Genomic DNA, 16556 nt, shown 5'->3' with positions numbered 1-16556 from the left:
CATTAGGCGTTCACCCTGCGTTGCCCACTTATTCACCGGGTGGCATTGAAACAGGGTTGCTGCCACCGGAATCGACCTGTAAAAAGTAGTCATCTTCGATAGGTGCGACCGCAGAGAGCGGCAGGCACCACACCACCAAACCCGGCCATTGCGCCGGGTTTTTGCGTTTAGGGGTTGGCGATGACAAGCGAGCAACAAGCACTGGCAGAAATGCCGATCTGGTTAGTGATCGTCCTGGCCCTGGTCGGTGGCGTATCGGGGGAAATGTGGCGGGCCGACAAGGACGGCGCGCGAGGCTGGGCATTGTTGCGCAGGCTGGCACTTCGATCCGGTGCCTGCATTGTGTGCGGGGTGTCGGCAATGATGCTGATGATCGCCGCCGGCATGACAATCTGGACGGCGGGCGCCTTGGGTTGCCTGACGGCGATGGCAGGTGCAGATGTGGCCATCGGGTTGTACGAACGCTGGGCTGCCAAGCGGCTTGGCGTGTGCGATGTCCCGCCGAATGGCGGCGGGCCAGCCTGAAACCGCCGGGGACCCTGGGGTTATTCGGAAGGTACGGGGTCGGAAACCCGCGGGATCGTGTTAGCGGGCGGTTCACCAGCTTAGTGAACTGAGGTGAACTGGGGGTGAACAGGTGAACTCGCGGGGTGAACTGGAGAAATTAACCATGACAATCATCAGCAAAACGGAGTTTGCGGCCCGGCGCGGGTGGGCCAAATCCTACGTTTCCAAATTGGCCAGCCAGGATCGTCTGGTGCTTACCGAAAACGGCAAGATTGATCTTGAGGCTACTGAGGCGCTGCTCGATAAGACCAGCGACCCGAGCAAGGCCGCAGTCGCCGAACGTCACCAGCAAGAGCGGATTCAGCGTGACGTTTACAGTCAACTGTCCCCACTGACTGAGCCGACTTCCACGGCTGCGCCGCCGCAACTAATACCTGTCGATGGTAAACACCCCGACTACCAGAAGTCCCGCGCGCTGCGCGAACACAACATGGCGAAACTGGCCGAGATCGAACTGGGTAAGGCTCAAGGTTCGTTGGTGTCGAGGGAGGCAGTCGAGACCGGTGCCTACGACGCCGGTCGATTGCTACGGGATCAGTTGTTTAGTCCGCTGCCTCAGCTGTCCTACGACTTGGCGGCCATGACCGATCCCTGGCAAATCGAAAAACACCTCACCGCGACAATCCGACGAACGCTGGAGGAAGCCGAGCGCCTCTCTTCAGCCGACCTTGATCACGCCTTAACAGTGAACTGAACCTATGCACACGGAATTTTCTGACGGTGCACAGGTGTACCGTGAGAACTACTTCCGTGGGCTGCGTCCCGACCCCGATCTCTGGATCGATGAATGGGCCGACGAGTACATGCGGATTCCACGGGACACCGGCGCCCCTGAGCCCGGCCAGTACCGCACCTCACGAACACCTTATGCCCGCGAGCCAATGCGCTGCCTGTCGCCGGCTCACCCTTGCAGGCGCGTGGTCACCATGGTGGCCTCGCAGTTGATGAAAACCCAGATCGCCCTGAACTGGATGGGTGGCCTGATCCACATGGCGCCTTCAAACATCCTGGCCTTGCTGCCCAGCCTTGGATTGTCCAAGCGGGTCTCGGGGCGGATCAGCAAAACCATCAAGGCTACCCCGGTGCTGCGTGAGCGCGTGGCTACCAGCCGCTCACGGGATGCCCGCAATACGATGGACACCAAGGAATTTGAAGGTGGTTCGCTGTACGTGACCACCGCCGGTTCTGCGGCCAACCTCTCGGAGCTGTCGGCACGTTACATCTATGGCGACGAAGTCGACCGCTGGGAAAACGATGTCGGTCAGGAGGGGGATCCCATCAGGCTGGCCGAAACGCGGGCGACCAACTTCGGGCGCAACGCTAAGATATATTTTTCCAGCTCGCCGACGATCAAGGGTGCCTCGCGGATCGCCGATCTGTTCGAGTCCAGCGACCAGCGTCACTATTATGTGCCGTGCCCCACCTGCGGCCATATGCAGGTGTTGGAGTGGGAGCGGCTGCACTACAGCGCGGACTTCGCCACCGTGCATTACGAGTGCGCCGCTCCTGAATGCGACGTGCTGATCGAGGAGCACCACAAAAGCGATATGCTCGCCCGAGGTGAGTGGCGCGCGCATGGTCGTGGCGATGGCAAGACTGTGGGGTTTCATCTCAGCGCCCTGTATTCGCCGACCGGCTGGATGGATTGGGCCTCGCTCGCCGTCGAGTTCGAGGATGCGAAAAAGGCTCAGTCACAAGGTGATACCAGCCTGATGCAGGTGTTCTACAACACCCGTCTGGCGAAGGTCTGGGACAGCGCGCTCGAACAGACTAAGGCTGAAGTGTTGATCGCCAGGGCTCGGCAGGAAACCTACACCCTCGGCACGATGCCACTGGGCGTGCTGATGCTGACCGGCGCCGTCGACGTTCAGGCCAATCGTCTGGAACTGATGGTGATGGGCTTCGGTGTCGGCATGGAGCGCTGGGTTGTTGATCACCAAATCATCTGGGGCGACCCGGCAGACGAACATACCTGGGCGGTGCTGGACGAGAAACTCAAAGCTCGTTACCGGCATCCCTGCGGAGTCGGTCTTGCGATTCTCGCCGTGGGCGTCGACTCCGGCGGTCATCACACCGATGAGGTCTACCAGTTCTGCCGCGTTCGCCGCTGGCGCAACATCTTCGCCATCAAGGGCGCGAGCAAGCCGGGCAGGCCGGTGATTGCACAGCGCCCGTCCATGGTTGACGTGACGTGGAAAGGCCAGACCGAACGCAACGGCGCCGAGCTGTGGTTCGTCGGCACTGACACCGCCAAAGACTGGATCTACAACCGCTATCCATTCCCGGATGGCCCGGGTTCGCTGCACTTTGCCAACGACCTGCCGGACGAGTTTTTCGCCCAATGCGTCGCCGAGCGCAAAGTCGTCCGCTACGTGCGCGGACACAAGCGCATCGAATGGGTGAAAGGCAAGGCTGAGCGTAACGAAGCGCTCGACCTGATGGTGTACTGCCTTGCGATGGCGCATTACCTCGGCATCAACCGCTATCAGGAACACGATTGGGACAGGGTGCGACAAGCCCTGGCCCAGTCCGGATTGTTCGATGATGCCTTGAGCATCAAGCCTGTTCAGGGCGAGCGACTTGATGCTGAGCAGACACCGGCGCCCGCTGCTGTACGCCAAGCCCAACCCGCACCACCCCCCGTTGCACCGGTTACACAATCGCGACCGGCACCCCCTCAACGCCGCAGCTCTGCCAGCGGCTATCTGAAGAGACGCTGATATGTCCTTTACGAAAAAGCACCTCGACGCGGTTGAGGCGGCTATCGCACGCGGTGAAAAAACTGTGCGCTACACCGACCGCACCGTGGAATACCGCACGGTCGATGAGCTGCTCAAGGCGCGCGAAGAAATACGCTCGTCGCTTGCCAGCGCTGCCGGGCCACGTTCGCGCGTCGTCCGGCTGTACCATGCCGGTAAGGGGGTCTGATGGCCCGACACTTTCCAACGCTGACCCGTAACGGTTTTGTCCTGCCGTCCAACATCAAAGCCAGTTACGAAGGCGCTGGAGAAGGGCGCCGCTCCACTGGTTGGGACGCGCCCGACAACGGGATCAACAGCATCAACACCCCGGCACTGCGCAACCTGCGGTCGCGTTCTCGGGCAGCGGTTCGCAACGACCCGTATGCCTTCAACGTCATCGACAAGCGCGTCAGTAACCTAATCGGCACGGGCATTACTCCTCGGCCTACGACCGACGATGATGCTTTGCGCAAGCTGCTGCAGGAGCTGTGGGGGGATTGGGTTGATGAGTCGGACGCGGATGATCGCACCGACTTCTACGGCCAGCAGGCTCTGGTGGCGCGCACGGTGGAAACCTCGGGCGAATGCTTCGTTCGGTTGCGTCCACGCGGTCTGAATGAAGGCTTGGCAGTTCCGCTGCAGCTGCAGGTCCTCGCACCGGAATTTGTGCCGCACGACAAATTCGAGACCACCAAAAACGGCAACGTCATCCGCGCTGGCATCGAGTTCACCCCCGGCGGCAAGCGTGTGGCGTACTGGATGTACCTGTCGCATCCGCGCGATGCAGCCTCGCTGAACGCTGGCTACAACCAACTGGTCCGCGTGCCGGCTACTCAGGTGCTGCACATCTTCGAACCGGTGGAGCCGGGCCAGTTGCGCGGAGTGCCGCGATTGTCGCCGGTGCTCAAACGCCTGCGCAGTCTGGACAACTACGACGACGCGGTGCTGTTCCGTCAGGAAGTGGCCAACCTCTTTGCCGGTTTCATCAAGCGTCCAGCGCCGGACTCGGGGCCTCTTCCCAGAGATCCGGTGACCGGTCAGCCGCTCGACCTGGACCGCGATGGCTTCACGCCGATGGTTGCGCTCGAACCCGGCACCATGCAGGAACTGTGGGCAGGTGAGGAGGTTGAGTTCTCCAAACCGCCAGACGCCGGCAACAACTACCCTGACTTCATGCGGCAGCAACTGATGGCTGCTGCAGCAGGGTCGGGCACGCCTTACGAGATCCTCACGGGCGACATGCGCGGCATCAACGACCGAGCGCTTCGGGTGGTGCTCAACGAGTTTCGACGCCGACTGGAACAACTGCAATTCAGCGTCTACGTGCATCAGCTCTGCCGTCCCGTGCGGGCGGCGTGGATGGACATGGCGGTGCTGTCTGGCGTCCTGGTGCTGGACGATTACGCACAGAAACGCCGCCAGTACCTGCGCACTCGCTGGGTGCCTCAAGGCTGGGCCTATATCCAGCCAGTACAGGACGTGCAGGCACGCCGGATGGAAGTACAGGCCGGCTTTTCCTCTCGCAGCGAGATGGTGCTGCGCACCGGCTACGACGCGGAAACGGTCGATCTGGAAAACGCCGCCGATCTGGCGCGGGCCACAAAACTGGGCCTCAACTACAACACCCTTGATGCCGTCGAAGACACCGACGACAAGGAGCAACCATGAGCAAGCAAGCGCGACCGCGCATTTACAACCGCGCAGGCAAGCGCGTCGAGGTTCAGGACAAGACCTGGTACGCCCTGCACGCCAGTGGAGAGGCCACCGAGCGAGTGATCGAGGTTTTCGTCTATGGCGAGATCGGCGCGTGGGGCATCACTGCCAATCAATTCGTGCAGGATCTGCGCGCCATGGATGATGGTGTGTCTCCGGTGGTGGCCGCGTTCAACAGTATCGGTGGCGACCTGTTCGACGGTCTGGCCATGCACAACGCGCTGTCGCGTCTGGGCGAGCGTTGCACCGGGCGAATCGATGCGCTTGCTGCCAGTGCCGCGAGTGTCGCCGTGTGCGGTGCACACCGCGTAGTCATCGCGGCAAACGCCATGTTGATGATTCACAACCCATACACCTATGCAGGCGGGGGCGCTGAGGACTTCCGCCGGGTCGCTGATGTATTGGATCAAACCTTGGAGGCGATCATCGCGGCCTATAAGGCCAAGGCGCCCGACATCGATGACGCTGAACTGCGGCGAATGGTTGATGCTGAAACCTGGCTGACTGCTAACGAAGCGGTGGCTCTTGGCCTTGCAGACGAAGTCGGCGACGGCATCAAGGTCAAAGCATGCCTCGGTCAAGGCGCGGTGTTGCAACGGTTCCAGCATGCTCCGGTTGAGTTGGTGGCCCAGCTCGACGAGCCGCCTGAACCGGATCCCGAACTTGAACCTGTCGATCCGCCGCTGGTGCCGCCTGGAGTCGACTCGGCAAAGTTGGCACTGATGATTACTCAGCGTTGCACGGCGGCGGGCATCAGCAATCTGGTCGAGCCGCTGCTCAATTCTACCCAGCTCGAAAGCGAGGAAATCGTTCTCGCCGGTTTGGCTCGCGCCAAGGCGGTGAACGACCTCTGCGTTGCCGCGCGTCTGCCGGAATTCAGCGCCGAGTATGTCGCGGCCGGTCTGGATGCGGCGGCGGTTCGGGCGCGTCTGTTCGACAAGATTGTCACCAGCGGCAAAGGCTTTGAAATCGACAACAGTCTGCCGCTGGCGGATGACCCAGCGCCCAAGGTGCTGGCCAAACAACCTGATCCCAACTCGATTTGGGCTGCTCGCCAAGCGGCTCAAACTGGAACCGCGCACGGCGCGAAAGGAGCACGAGCATGACCATCAAACAGGAACCGATGCACGCAGGTGAATTCCTGCTGTCCGAGGGCGCCGGCACGATCTCGCGCGAAGCGATCAATGTCGCGGCGGGGCCAGCATTGTGGCCGGGCCAAATTCTCGGACTGGTGACCGCCACCGGCGAATTCGCACCGTACGAACCGACTGCTGAGGACGGCACGGAGAACGCTGTCGCCATTCTCTACGGCCCGCTGGGCGAATCCGATGTGGTGCGTCGCGGTCGCGCCGTGGTGCGGTTGGCCGAAGTCAGCGAAGCGCATTTGACCGGTCTGGATCTGGCCGCCGAGAAAGCACTCGCCACTCATTTCGTGATCGTTCGCTAAGGCGATCCTTCTTTTGTATGCATCCCGCCGCGTGCGGGATTTTTCGTTTCTGGAGAGTACCCATGGCCGATATCGCCATTTTTGACGACGAAGCGTTCACCGTTACTTCGCTCACCGCTGCACTCAATGATCAACCGTACCTGCCAGGGCGCATCAGCGCTCTGGGCCTGTTCCGCGAGGAAGGCATTACCACGCTGACCGTGCAGATTGAAAAGGACGGCGACACCCTTGCACTGGTGCCCGCTGGTGAACGTGGTGGTTCTGGCTTGGTGGTTGCTGCCAGCAAGCGCAACCTGATCCCGTTCAACACTGTGCACCTGCCTGAGCGCTTCACCATCAAGGCTGACGAGATCCAAGGCATCCGTGCCTTCGGTACTCGCACTGAGTTGCAGGCGGTGCAGGACGTGGTCAATGCGCGTCTAGCTAAGGCGCGTCGTCAGTTGGACGCCACGCATGAGTTCCAGCGCATGGGCGCACTCAACGGCCAGATCCTCGACGCTGATGGTTCGACGGTGCTGCTGGACTTGTATGAGCGCTTCGGTGTGCAGCGTCAGAAGATGTCCATGGGGCTGACTAAGGCCGATACCGAGCTGCGGGTCATGTGCGGTGAGGCGCTGGACATGCAGGAAGATGCGCTGGGCAGCGTGACCAGTACCGGTTCGCGCGCTTTCTGCGGCAAGAACTTCTGGAACAAGCTGATTGTTCACAAGTCGGTCAAAGAGACCTACCTCAACAGTCAGCAAGCGGCCGCGCTGCGCGGTGATGCCCGGGAAAGCTTCGAGTTCGGCGGCATTATCTGGGAGCGTTACCGTGGCAAGGTCGCTGGCGTTTCGTTCGTGCATGACGACAAGGCGCTTCTGGTTCCGGAAGGCGTGCCGGATCTGTACATCTCGGTGTTTGCGCCGGCTGACTACATGGAAACGGTCAACACTCAAGGCATTCCGTACTACAGCATGATCGAGCCGCTGCCCTTCAACAAAGGCATGGCCGGTGAGGCGCAGTCGAACCCACTGCACCTGTGTACTCGACCGCGTGCCCAAGTCCTGCTGGAACTCTGACCATGGGCTTTCGCGATCTGATCGCCGAAGTCGACGCAGTGGTGTTCGAAACGCTGGGCGATACGGCGCGGATCGAGGGTCGCGACGAGCCGGTGTTCGGCATGTTCGCCGCGCCCTGGCTGCAACCCAAATTCGGCAAGCTCAACACCGGGTTGCGCGAGCCGCGCTTCGAGATCCGCGTCAGCGATTCGCAAGGTCTGGAACAGGGCATGCTGGTCAGCGTCGACTTGCCTGCCTTGGACGGCGGCGGTGATTACGACTTGATCCAGCTCGAACCGAGCGGCGACGGCCTGGTCGCCCTGATTCTGAGGTTGCGGCCATGAGTGTCGGTAGCTATTTCAAACCCTCGGCCGGGGGCGGGATGATCTCCATCCAGTCCTCGGCCGCAGACTTTCAGGCGTTCCAGGACTTTGCCAAGGTGGTACCGAAAGCGGCCGCTGCGGCGCATCGGCGCGCGATCAACAAGACGTTGGGTTGGTTGCGCACGCACATTGCCCGAGCGGTCAGCCGGTCGGAGCGCATTGCTGTTGCGGCGGTGCGTCAGCGTTTGCGCAGCTATCCGGTTTCCGGCGGGGCTGCGAGCGGCAAACTGTGGTTCGGTTTGAACGCCATCGAGTCCAGCCGGATCGGCCGGGCGCGACAGAGCGGCAGCGGCGTGTCAGTAGCGGGGCGGCGTTACCAAGGGGCTTTCCTCAAGAAGGTCTACGGCAACAAGCCCGATATCTGGATCCGCACGGCCAGCAAGCATTTCAACGCGGACGACTACCCCGACAGCACGGTGTCACCTGGTCGCGGGCCGAGTTCGGGTTGGGTTGCCGAAAACGGCAGTCGTTTCCCGCTGGCCAAGGCCAAGGTATCGCTGGAGCAAGCCCGGCCCCACTTCGACAGCTGGGTAAAAAAGGCGGATGAGCGCCTGCTGGAGATCCTCAAGCAGGAGCTCAACTTTGAGCTGCAGAAATACCTTAAGAGGATCGGCAATGTCTGAGGAACCGTTCAGCCTGGACCAGCTTTATCGGGCCATAGAACAGCATCTGCGTACCCACTTGCCTGGCGTGCAGGCAGTCACAGCCTGGCCAGACATTAAGGATCGCGTGTTGCTGCCCGCGGTGTTTCTGGAAGTGGCCGAGATCGAGCCGGGTACCGATATCGGCACCGGCGAAACCTCGCTGGTCTGCAAGTTCGAGGCTCGGATCATTGTTGACCCGATCAAGCCGCACCATCATCGGCAGGCCGTGCAGTTAGCGACGCAGTTGGCGGTGCTGCTGCGAGCGCAAACGTGGGGGTTGGCAGTTGAACCCGCCGAGTTTGTGCAATCGCTGCAGGACTGGACCCAGCCGCACCTGGATGGATACACGGTGTGGCTGGTGGAGTGGACTCAGCAGGTTTATCTCGGCCTTGAGGAATGGCCGTGGCCGGACGAACCGCCGGGGTCGTTAGTGTTTGAAGTCGATCCGGGTGACGGGCAATTCAGGCCGGAGGATCTGCCGTGAGTTACGCAAGCGCGCAGCATGACCGCATGATCGCGGGTGCGGTAAAGGCTTGCTACGTGGTCGCGGTGGATCTGTCCGCTTCGCCGCCAGTATGTCGCGTGTCGGATGGCAGTGAATGGGTCAGCGCCTGGGTGCGGTGGCACAGCATTGCAGCGGGCAAGGCCAGGCACTGGCGGGCGCCGTCTTTGGGCGAGCAGGGCAGTTTGATCAGTCCCAGCGGTGACGTGTCGCAAGGCACGTTTGTCCCGGGCCTGTATGGCAATGCCGGACCGCCGCCAGATAACCGCGACCATGTCGAGGTCTGGCGTTTTGATGATGGCGGCTCTCTGATCTACGACTGGCAGGCCAAGAGCTACAGCATCACGCTGCCGAGCGGCACGGTCACCATCAAAGTGGCGAGCACGGAAGCGGTTGTAACCGATAGCGCCGTGAGCGTGACCACCGGCAACATCAATCTGAAAGCGGCGGTGATGATCGACGGCGCGCTACACGTTACCAAGGGGATCACCAGCGCCGGCGCAATCATTGACGCCACTGGCAACAGTAATCACCACACGCATTAATTCATTCACCACAGCCCGCCCCGTGCGGGCTTTTTCATGCCTGGAGAAACAGATGGCCAAGATCGATACGACCTCAACCGAGGCTCAAACGTCCTCGGAACCGGCAATTGCATCCTCAACGTTCTCATCGCCCGAGTTCTTGAAATACCGCGACAAGCTCTACACGTCGCGACTGTTGATTGTGCCCGGTACTGACCGTTCTTATCCGGTCGAGAAGGCAACGGTCGTGGTGCCGGCCTCCGACCTCGAAGCGGTCAAGTTCCTGAAAGCCAGCGAAGAATACGAGCCGTTCAAGGAGTGACATCGATGATCGGAATGGATCGCCAGACCGGCCTACCCATATCCGGCATCGAGCACCTGCGGCAATCCATTGCCGACATCTTGAGCACGCCGCTGGGCAGTCGCCGGCACCGCATGGAGTACGGCAGCAAGCTGCGGCGGTTTGTCGATTTGCCCGTTAACGAGGGCTGGAAAAGCGCCGTACAGGCTGAGGTCGCCCGCGCTTTGGGGCGGTGGGAGCCACGTTTGAAACTCGACCAGGTGCGTGTCCTCTCCGTCATTGGTGGGCAAATCAATCTGCAAATCGTCGGGAAGTACCTGGGCGACGGCGTCACGTTGGAGGTGGCTGCATGAGTACCGTTGATCTCTCGTCGCTGCCGGCGCCGACCGTGCTGGAGCCTCTGGACTTCGAAGAGGTTTATCAGGACGGTTTAGGCGTCTTTCGCGGGTACATGGGCGGCAACTGGACGGCCGCGCTGGAAAGCGATCCCGTAGTCAAAGTGCTTGAGGTCGGGGCTTACAACAAGGTCGGCAACCGCGCCCGAGTCAATGACGCCGGCAAGGCGCTGTTACTGGCACATGCAATTCGCGGTGACCTCGATCACTTGGGGGCCAACGTCAATCTGAAGCGCCTGGTCATTCAGGCCGAGGATTTGCTGGCGGTGCCACCGGTGCCCAAGGTCATGGAAGACGACGACCCCTTTCGCGAGCGCATCCAGTTGGCCTATGAAGGCTTGACCACGGCCGGCCCGCGTAACAGCTACATCCTGCATGCACGTAACGCCTCTGGGCTGGTGGCAGATGCCACGGCCGAAAGCCCGGCGCCCTGTTATGTCACGGTCACGGTGCTGGGGTTGGACGGGGAAGGCGAAGCGCCGCCAGAGCTGCTGGCGACGGTGGCCGCTGCGCTGAATGACGATGACGTGCGCCCGGTTGGTGATCGAGTGACCGTGCAGAGCGCGCAGGTGATCCGTTACGAGATTGACGCCATTTTGCACATGGCCAGCGCCGGCCCGGAAGCGGATGCCAGTTTGGCTGAGGCGAAAAGTCGCTTGGCAGCGTGGGTCAATCCACGCAAGCGGCTGGGCGTCGAGGTCGCTCGCTCCGCTGTCGACGCCCAGCTGCACGTTGCCGGCGTTGCCCGGGTTGAGTTGGTCGGATGGCAGGACCTGGCCCCGACCAAGGCGCAAGCGGCGTTCTGTACACGCTACAACGTGAGGCTGGCGGGCTGATATGAAAAGTCTACTACCGCTCAACAGCACGCAACTGGAACGGGCCATGGAGGCCGCGTTTTTCGAAAAGACGATTGTCCCTCTGCGCGACCTCTACAACGCTGATACCTGCCCGGTGCATCTACTGCCGCACCTGGCATGGGCGTGGTCAGTGGATCGCTGGGATTACCGGTGGAGCGAAGCGACCAAGCGCGCGGCCATCAGGGCGTCGTTCTATATCCACAAGCACAAGGGCACGATCGGTGCGCTGCGCCGCGTGGTCGAGCCGCTGGGCTACCTGATCGAAATTGTCGAGTGGTTCCAGACCATGCCCGAGGGGGTGCCCGGCACCTTCGCGCTCAAGGTCGGGGTGCTGGATACCGGCATTACCGAAGAAATGTATCAGGAGCTCGAGCGACTGATTGACGACGCCAAACCCGTCACCCGCCAACTGACCGGGCTGGCGATCAGCCTGGAAACTCAAGGCGAATTGAATATCGCCGTGTCTCTCTACGAGGGCGACGAAATCGACATTTACCCGCCCGTCATGCGTGACATCGAGGTCACTGGCAGCTTTGGCGTGGTCGGTCGCGAACACACCATTGATACCCTGGACGTTTATTATGATTGATGCGAATTCGCAGTTTTTCGCGATCCTTACGAATGTGGGGATGGCCAAGCAGGCGAACGCCGACGCGCTCGGCATTCCCTGGCTGATCACGCAAATGGGCGTGGGGGATGCCAACCCAAACGGGCTGGCCGATCCGCCCAACCCGGTGCCCTCGGCCGGGCAAACCGAACTGCTCAACGAGTGGCGCCGTCAGCCGCTGAATCAATTGCTGGTCGACCCAAAAAAACCGGCGGTGATCATCGCTGAGCAGATCATCCCGGCCGACGAGGGCGGTAAGTGGATCCGCGAAATCGGCCTCTACGATGCTGACGGCGATCTGGTGGCGGTGGCCAACTGCGCGCCCAGCTTCAAGCCGTTGCTGTCGCAAGGCTCGGGCCGTACGCAAATCGTGCGGATGAACTTCATCGTCACCAGCACCGGCAACATTCAGCTCAAGATTGACCCAGCCGTGGTGCTGGCCACGCGGTCCTACGTCGACACGGCGATCCTGGAGGTGCTGCCGAAGAACAAAACGCCGGGCCAGTGGACGCGGGTCAAGACTAACGACCATGGGATCGTAGTGTCGGGAGACAACCCCGAAACGCTCGCCGGCATGGGCATCACCGACAGCTATACGTCGGCACAGGTCGACGCGCTGATTGCCAAGGCCACGGCCATGCCGGTTGGCGCCATTGTGTCGTTCCCGGTCGACAAGCAGCCGGCCGGGTTTCTGGAGCTGGACGGCAGCGTCAAGAGTGTCGCCGCTTACCCGGATCTGTCGGCCTTCCTCGGGACGGCCTTCAACAAGGGTAACGAGGGCGCCGGCAATTTCCGCTTGCCGGATCTGCGCGCTGAATTTCTGCGCGGCTGGGATCATGGCCGGGGAATTGATACGGGACGAGCGATTGGCAGCGCCCAGCTCGGTACGCTTGCCGTGTTCGACAGTAATTACCCCGGCGGCGCGTCGGTCGACATCGTGCGCGGGTCTGCTGTCGATGCTCAGGCGGACGTTTACAAGGAGGCTGATTATCCCGGTGTAGGGATTACCTTCACGTCCGCCAGCGTGAGCTACAGCCCTTACCCGTCAGGCGGCGGCGTTATGCGTCCGCGTAACGTCGCAGTTATGTGGTGTATCAAAGCGTGGAACGCGCCAGTTAACCAAGGCGTGATCGATGTCGGTGCTTTGGCGAATGAGGTGCGTCTGGCCACAGGCCGAATGATTGGCACGCGCCGAATTCGCGCGACTCAGATTTACTGGTCGACGCCTGGAACCAACAAAGTCCGGGTGAGGGGGCAGGGTGCCGGCGCTGCCGGCGGCGGTGCGGCATCGACGGCCACCGGTCAGGTTTCCGCCGGTTGTGGTGGCGGTGCGGGCGCGCCATTTGATACGTGGATCACCAGCGGTTTCGACGGTGTGATGGCCACCATCGGCAAGGGCGGTCCCGGTGTGCTGGTTGGTCCGGGCAATAACGGCGGCGCAACTTCGTTCGGATCACATGTCACCGCGCCGGGCGGAATCGGTGGCGGGTTGTCGGCGAACGTGGTGCCGCCGCTTTACCTCGGCCAGACCCCGAATTCACAGCCGGCAGTCGGCGCGACTGTGAAAAATGGGCAGGGCAAGGGTGGCGGTGGCGTCATTGGGCCAAAGACGGATTTTGTCGTGTCTGGCGAGGGCGGTGCGAGCGAAATGGGCCCGGGTGGTAACTCAATCTCAACCAGTTCGCAGGGGGCTGACGCGGTTAATCCGGGCTCGGGTGGTGGCGGTGCTGTTGCGCTTCCTTCCTACCCTGCGCATTTGCGCGGCGGTCATGGTGCTGATGGCTGGATCGATATTGAGGAATGGACATGAGTATTTATGCGCGGGTCTACGGCGAGCAGGTGTTTGAGTTCGTCGAGGTAAGCGGCGACATCGCGACGCTGTATCACCCATCCATGGTGTGGGTGTGCGTGGACGACGTCGAGCCGATGCCGGCGGTGGGCTGGAAAGCAGTCGAGACCGACGGCGCTTGGCAGTTCTCCCCGCCGGGCTTTGCGGTGGTAACCCCTGTGCCGCTTGCCGAAATCATTGCCGCCGAGCGCTTCCGCCGAGAGGGTACGGGCGTCGTGGTCGAGGGGCTGTCCATCGAGACAACACGCGACAGCCAGGCGCTGATTGCCAGTACCGGGTTAGCGGCCATCTATGATCCTGACTATCGTTGCAATTTCAAAACGGCGACGGGGTTTGTCGAAATCGGCTCCGAGCAAATCGCTGTGATTGCCAAAGCTGTACGGGCGCACGTGCAGGCCTGTTTCGACCGTGAGCTGGCTTTGCTGCGAGCTGTCGAGACGGGTGATTACACCGAACAAATGCTGACCGAGGGTTGGCCTGACTCCTCTTCACCCAAGGTCACTGACCTGCAATAGACGCCCCGCACTGTTGGGGCGTTTTCTTTTCCGTTACGCGTAACACCAACATCCTCACAGCCTCGCTTATGCGGGGCTTTTTCGTTTCTGGAGACTGACCCTTATGAGTTTTTTCCACGGCGTTACGACCACGTCGGTCGACACTGGCGCGCGCACCATCTCGTTGCCGTCGTCCTCGATCATCGGTCTGTGCGACACCTTCACGCCTGGCGTTCTGGGCGGTGGTACGGCCAAGGCGGGCGAGCTGAAGTTGATCACCACCGAGCGCGAAGCCATTGCCGCCTTCGGCGCCGACTCGGCGATCACCAAGGCCTGTCAGGCGATTTACGTCAAAGCCAAGGCGGTGATCGTCGCCATCGGCGTGCCCAGGCTGGAAGACGCTGCGCTGCAAACCTCGGCGATCATCGGCGGCGTTTTGGCCTCGGGCCAGCGCACCGGGTTACAGGCGCTGCTCGACGGTAAAAGCCTGTTCAATGCGCAACCGCGATTGTTGATCGCGCCGGGCCATACCGCGACTCAGGCGGTGGCCACGGCGCTCGATGGTTTGGCGCAGAAACTGCGCGCCATCGGCATCATCGACGGCCCCGGTACGACCGACGAGGCCGCCATGGCCTACGCCGATAACTTCGGCAGTCGCAACCTGTTCATGGTCGACCCGGGCGTCAAGTATTGGGACACCATCACCAGCAAGACCGTCGACGCACCCGGTTCTGCTTGGGCAGCAGGCCTGTTTGCCTGGACGGATGCTGAATACGGTTTCTGGGCCTCGCCATCGAACAAAGAGTTGACCGGCATCACCGGCACTGGTCGCGCGGTCGAGTACCTGGACGGCGACGAGACCTGCCGGGCCAACCTGCTCAACAACGCCAATATCACCACGATCATTCGCGACGACGGTTATCGCCTGTGGGGTAACCGCACGCTGTCGAGCGATCCGAAGTGGGCGTTCGTTACCCGCGTTCGCACGCTGTTCATCCTCATGGACGCGGTGCAGGCCGGGCACAAGTGGGCGGTTGACCGCTCGATCACCAAGACCTACGTGACCGATGTCACCAACGGTCTGGATGCATTCATGCGCGACCTGAAAGCTCAGGGCGCGATCATCAACTTTGAAGTGTTTCCCGACACCGAATTGAACACGGCCAGCCAGATCGCCCAGGGCAAGGTGTATTGGCGCATCCGTTTCACCGACGTGCCGCCGGCAGAAAACCCGAATTTCCTTTTCGAAGTCACCGATCAGTGGATGACCGAAGTGCTTGAAGCAGCCTAAGGGGGCGTAACCAATGATTCCTCAGACTTTGTACAACACCAACCTGTTCGTCGACGGCGTGAACTTCTCCGGCGACGTGCCGAGCCTGACGCTGCCCAAGCTGACCACCAAGACCGACGAATATCGAGGGGGCGGCATGGCCGGCCCCATCGAGATGGATCAGGGGTTGGAAAAAATTGAAGCCTCGTTTGTCACCAAGGGCGTGCGCCGCGAGTCGCTCAAATACTTTGGCCTGGCCGACGGCACGGCGTTCAACGCCACGTTCCGTGGTGCCTTCAAGGGCCAAAAGGGCGCGGTAACGGCAGTCGTTGCCACCCTGCGCGGCCGGCTCAAAGAGGTCGATCTCGGTGACTGGAAAGCGGGCGATGCCGCCGAGATCAAACACGCCGTTGCGGTCACGTACTACAAGCTCGAAATCGACGGGCGCCTGATGTACGAGATCGACATGGTCGCTGGCATTCAAGTGATCGACGGCAAAGACCAACTGCTCGAAGTGCGCAACGCACTCGGCTTGTAAGGAATAGATTCGAATGACTCAAGCAATCGCTCAAAACCTGCCGGCCTGGCTGTCGCTCAGTGCACTCGGCGCTGCTGTAACGCTGACCCGGCCAAGCCAAGCCAATAGCATCGACGTCGAGACGTTGAACCTGCGCAATCCGACCGTGCGTGAAGTGCGGGCGGCTGATCGTGCTGCCAACGGCGACGATGAACAGCGTGAACTGATGCTGTTCGCAGGTCTCGCCGAAGTCGGACTGAAGGATCTGGAAGGCCTCAAGCTGACGGATTATCGCCGCGTGCAAACAGCGTATTCGCACCTGGTACCGAAAACCGATTATTCGGACTCGATGCCGGCGTGGTTGTCGCTGACCACCGATCAGGTGCAGGTAACGCTCGCGTGCCCGAGTGAGATCAACGGCGTGACGGTCGACAAGCTGGTTTTGCGTTCGCCGACCGTGGGCGACGTGCGTGCCGCCAACCGTGAAGTGGGTGGTGACGATGAGCAGCGCGAGCTGGTGTTGTTCGCTGCGTTGTCCGGCACGTCGGTTGCGGATCTGGAGGGGCTGAAGCTGGTGGATTTTAACCGCTTGCAGGCCGGCTATTTTCGCATGGACAACGACGACGGGCTTTAACCCCGGTGTGATCAAGTCGGCGGCGAAACGTCTGGCGGCGGAAACCGGATTTTCCGCCGCTGAGATCCAGTCGA

General features: G+C 61.4%; 21 protein-coding genes and 1 pseudogene. All 22 read left to right on the top strand.

Going from position 1 to position 16556, the window contains the following annotated elements:
• Positions 1–180: 180 nt before the first annotated feature.
• The 22 genes and pseudogenes from ACZ0AZ_RS26645 to ACZ0AZ_RS26540 all read left to right on the top strand — a co-directional run bounded on the left by ACZ0AZ_RS26645 (position 181) and on the right by ACZ0AZ_RS26540 (position 16482).
• The gene (locus ACZ0AZ_RS26645; RefSeq protein ID WP_038362364.1) at positions 181–525 is read left to right on the top strand and encodes a phage holin family protein; all 345 of its coding nucleotides are present in this window, start codon (positions 181–183) and stop codon (positions 523–525) included.
• 145 nt (positions 526–670) lie between these two features.
• Positions 671–1261 carry a terminase small subunit gene (locus tag ACZ0AZ_RS26640; protein WP_463538493.1) on the top strand — a complete coding sequence of 197 codons (591 nt, stop codon included), beginning with the start codon at positions 671–673 and terminating at the stop codon, positions 1259–1261.
• 4 nt (positions 1262–1265) lie between these two features.
• Positions 1266–3287 carry a phage terminase large subunit family protein gene (locus ACZ0AZ_RS26635; protein WP_463538492.1) on the top strand — a complete coding sequence of 674 codons (2022 nt, stop codon included), beginning with the start codon at positions 1266–1268 and terminating at the stop codon, positions 3285–3287.
• Between the two features lies 1 nt (position 3288).
• The gene (locus tag ACZ0AZ_RS26630) at positions 3289–3495 is read left to right on the top strand and encodes a phage head-tail joining protein (protein WP_008087653.1); all 207 of its coding nucleotides are present in this window, start codon (positions 3289–3291) and stop codon (positions 3493–3495) included.
• Positions 3495–4976, top strand: coding sequence for a phage portal protein (locus ACZ0AZ_RS26625; RefSeq protein ID WP_463570602.1), 1482 nt, complete (start codon positions 3495–3497; stop codon positions 4974–4976). The genes ACZ0AZ_RS26630 and ACZ0AZ_RS26625 overlap by 1 nt, the downstream gene beginning before the upstream one ends.
• Positions 4973–6127, top strand: a complete 1155-nt coding sequence (locus tag ACZ0AZ_RS26620; protein WP_463538491.1) for a head maturation protease, ClpP-related — start codon at positions 4973–4975, stop codon at positions 6125–6127. Before ACZ0AZ_RS26625 ends, ACZ0AZ_RS26620 begins: the two co-directional genes overlap by 4 nt.
• Positions 6124–6468: a head decoration protein gene (locus ACZ0AZ_RS26615; RefSeq protein ID WP_064364584.1), complete on the top strand. Its 345-nt coding sequence runs from the start codon at positions 6124–6126 to the stop codon at positions 6466–6468. The genes ACZ0AZ_RS26620 and ACZ0AZ_RS26615 overlap by 4 nt, the downstream gene beginning before the upstream one ends.
• Positions 6469–6530: 62 nt before the next feature.
• Complete coding sequence (locus ACZ0AZ_RS26610) at positions 6531–7526, top strand: major capsid protein (protein ID WP_415763233.1); 996 nt, start codon at positions 6531–6533, stop codon at positions 7524–7526.
• Positions 7527–7528: 2 nt separating this feature from the next.
• The gene (locus ACZ0AZ_RS26605) at positions 7529–7849 is read left to right on the top strand and encodes a head-tail joining protein (RefSeq protein WP_116254767.1); all 321 of its coding nucleotides are present in this window, start codon (positions 7529–7531) and stop codon (positions 7847–7849) included.
• Entirely contained in the window at positions 7846–8511 is a 666-nt protein-coding gene (locus ACZ0AZ_RS26600; RefSeq protein WP_100847403.1) for a hypothetical protein, read from the top strand. Before ACZ0AZ_RS26605 ends, ACZ0AZ_RS26600 begins: the two co-directional genes overlap by 4 nt.
• Entirely contained in the window at positions 8504–9016 is a 513-nt protein-coding gene (locus tag ACZ0AZ_RS26595; protein WP_463538490.1) for a hypothetical protein, read from the top strand. The genes ACZ0AZ_RS26600 and ACZ0AZ_RS26595 overlap by 8 nt, the downstream gene beginning before the upstream one ends.
• The gene (locus ACZ0AZ_RS26590; protein WP_201137026.1) at positions 9013–9579 is read left to right on the top strand and encodes a phage baseplate assembly protein V; all 567 of its coding nucleotides are present in this window, start codon (positions 9013–9015) and stop codon (positions 9577–9579) included. The genes ACZ0AZ_RS26595 and ACZ0AZ_RS26590 overlap by 4 nt, the downstream gene beginning before the upstream one ends.
• A gap of 52 nt (positions 9580–9631) precedes the next feature.
• Positions 9632–9880, top strand: a complete 249-nt coding sequence (locus tag ACZ0AZ_RS26585) for a hypothetical protein (protein WP_463538489.1) — start codon at positions 9632–9634, stop codon at positions 9878–9880.
• 5 nt (positions 9881–9885) lie between these two features.
• The gene (locus ACZ0AZ_RS26580; protein ID WP_073473016.1) at positions 9886–10212 is read left to right on the top strand and encodes a GPW/gp25 family protein; all 327 of its coding nucleotides are present in this window, start codon (positions 9886–9888) and stop codon (positions 10210–10212) included.
• Entirely contained in the window at positions 10209–11090 is an 882-nt protein-coding gene (locus tag ACZ0AZ_RS26575; RefSeq protein WP_341638702.1) for a baseplate assembly protein, read from the top strand. Before ACZ0AZ_RS26580 ends, ACZ0AZ_RS26575 begins: the two co-directional genes overlap by 4 nt.
• 1 nt (position 11091) lies before the next feature.
• Entirely contained in the window at positions 11092–11700 is a 609-nt protein-coding gene (locus tag ACZ0AZ_RS26570) for a phage tail protein I (RefSeq protein WP_463538488.1), read from the top strand.
• A complete protein-coding gene (locus tag ACZ0AZ_RS26565) occupies positions 11693–13528 on the top strand; it encodes a phage tail protein (protein WP_463538487.1) in 1836 nt (611 codons plus the stop codon). The genes ACZ0AZ_RS26570 and ACZ0AZ_RS26565 overlap by 8 nt, the downstream gene beginning before the upstream one ends.
• Positions 13525–14082 (top strand): DUF4376 domain-containing protein, encoded by a 558-nt coding sequence (locus tag ACZ0AZ_RS26560; RefSeq protein ID WP_341638705.1) that lies wholly within the window; start codon positions 13525–13527, stop codon positions 14080–14082. Before ACZ0AZ_RS26565 ends, ACZ0AZ_RS26560 begins: the two co-directional genes overlap by 4 nt.
• Before the next feature lie 103 nt (positions 14083–14185).
• On the top strand, positions 14186–15352 hold the full coding sequence (locus tag ACZ0AZ_RS26555; RefSeq protein WP_463538486.1) for a phage tail sheath subtilisin-like domain-containing protein: 1167 nt from the start codon (positions 14186–14188) through the stop codon (positions 15350–15352).
• Positions 15353–15365: 13 nt separating this feature from the next.
• A complete protein-coding gene (locus ACZ0AZ_RS26550) occupies positions 15366–15869 on the top strand; it encodes a phage major tail tube protein (protein WP_463538485.1) in 504 nt (167 codons plus the stop codon).
• Positions 15870–15882: 13 nt separating this feature from the next.
• Positions 15883–16173, top strand: a pseudogene (locus ACZ0AZ_RS26545) (phage tail assembly protein); the annotation flags it as partial.
• A 24-nt stretch (positions 16174–16197) separates the two neighbouring features.
• On the top strand, positions 16198–16482 hold the full coding sequence (locus ACZ0AZ_RS26540) for a phage tail assembly protein (protein WP_463538815.1): 285 nt from the start codon (positions 16198–16200) through the stop codon (positions 16480–16482).
• Positions 16483–16556: the final 74 nt, after the last annotated feature.

Source organism: Pseudomonas sp. AC239 (assembly GCF_979258545.1).
Note: the sequence above shows the minus strand (reverse complement) of the source record. Positions and strands in the feature narration are given on the sequence as shown.

Excerpts from the sequence above, each read along its gene's own strand:
- ACZ0AZ_RS26645 (WP_038362364.1), top strand. The coding sequence starts at position 181 with ATGACAAGCGAGCAACAAGCACTGGCAGAAATGCCGATCTGGTTAGTG.
- ACZ0AZ_RS26640 (WP_463538493.1), top strand. The coding sequence starts at position 671 with ATGACAATCATCAGCAAAACGGAGTTTGCGGCCCGGCGCGGGTGGGCC.
- ACZ0AZ_RS26635 (WP_463538492.1), top strand. The coding sequence starts at position 1,266 with ATGCACACGGAATTTTCTGACGGTGCACAGGTGTACCGTGAGAACTAC.
- ACZ0AZ_RS26630 (WP_008087653.1), top strand. The coding sequence starts at position 3,289 with ATGTCCTTTACGAAAAAGCACCTCGACGCGGTTGAGGCGGCTATCGCA.
- ACZ0AZ_RS26625 (WP_463570602.1), top strand. The coding sequence starts at position 3,495 with ATGGCCCGACACTTTCCAACGCTGACCCGTAACGGTTTTGTCCTGCCG.
- ACZ0AZ_RS26620 (WP_463538491.1), top strand. The coding sequence starts at position 4,973 with ATGAGCAAGCAAGCGCGACCGCGCATTTACAACCGCGCAGGCAAGCGC.
- ACZ0AZ_RS26615 (WP_064364584.1), top strand. The coding sequence starts at position 6,124 with ATGACCATCAAACAGGAACCGATGCACGCAGGTGAATTCCTGCTGTCC.
- ACZ0AZ_RS26610 (WP_415763233.1), top strand. The coding sequence starts at position 6,531 with ATGGCCGATATCGCCATTTTTGACGACGAAGCGTTCACCGTTACTTCG.
- ACZ0AZ_RS26605 (WP_116254767.1), top strand. The coding sequence starts at position 7,529 with ATGGGCTTTCGCGATCTGATCGCCGAAGTCGACGCAGTGGTGTTCGAA.
- ACZ0AZ_RS26600 (WP_100847403.1), top strand. The coding sequence starts at position 7,846 with ATGAGTGTCGGTAGCTATTTCAAACCCTCGGCCGGGGGCGGGATGATC.
- ACZ0AZ_RS26595 (WP_463538490.1), top strand. The coding sequence starts at position 8,504 with ATGTCTGAGGAACCGTTCAGCCTGGACCAGCTTTATCGGGCCATAGAA.
- ACZ0AZ_RS26585 (WP_463538489.1), top strand. The coding sequence starts at position 9,632 with ATGGCCAAGATCGATACGACCTCAACCGAGGCTCAAACGTCCTCGGAA.
- ACZ0AZ_RS26580 (WP_073473016.1), top strand. The coding sequence starts at position 9,886 with ATGATCGGAATGGATCGCCAGACCGGCCTACCCATATCCGGCATCGAG.
- ACZ0AZ_RS26575 (WP_341638702.1), top strand. The coding sequence starts at position 10,209 with ATGAGTACCGTTGATCTCTCGTCGCTGCCGGCGCCGACCGTGCTGGAG.
- ACZ0AZ_RS26570 (WP_463538488.1), top strand. The coding sequence starts at position 11,092 with ATGAAAAGTCTACTACCGCTCAACAGCACGCAACTGGAACGGGCCATG.
- ACZ0AZ_RS26565 (WP_463538487.1), top strand. The coding sequence starts at position 11,693 with ATGATTGATGCGAATTCGCAGTTTTTCGCGATCCTTACGAATGTGGGG.
- ACZ0AZ_RS26560 (WP_341638705.1), top strand. The coding sequence starts at position 13,525 with ATGAGTATTTATGCGCGGGTCTACGGCGAGCAGGTGTTTGAGTTCGTC.
- ACZ0AZ_RS26555 (WP_463538486.1), top strand. The coding sequence starts at position 14,186 with ATGAGTTTTTTCCACGGCGTTACGACCACGTCGGTCGACACTGGCGCG.
- ACZ0AZ_RS26550 (WP_463538485.1), top strand. The coding sequence starts at position 15,366 with ATGATTCCTCAGACTTTGTACAACACCAACCTGTTCGTCGACGGCGTG.
- ACZ0AZ_RS26540 (WP_463538815.1), top strand. The coding sequence starts at position 16,198 with ATGCCGGCGTGGTTGTCGCTGACCACCGATCAGGTGCAGGTAACGCTC.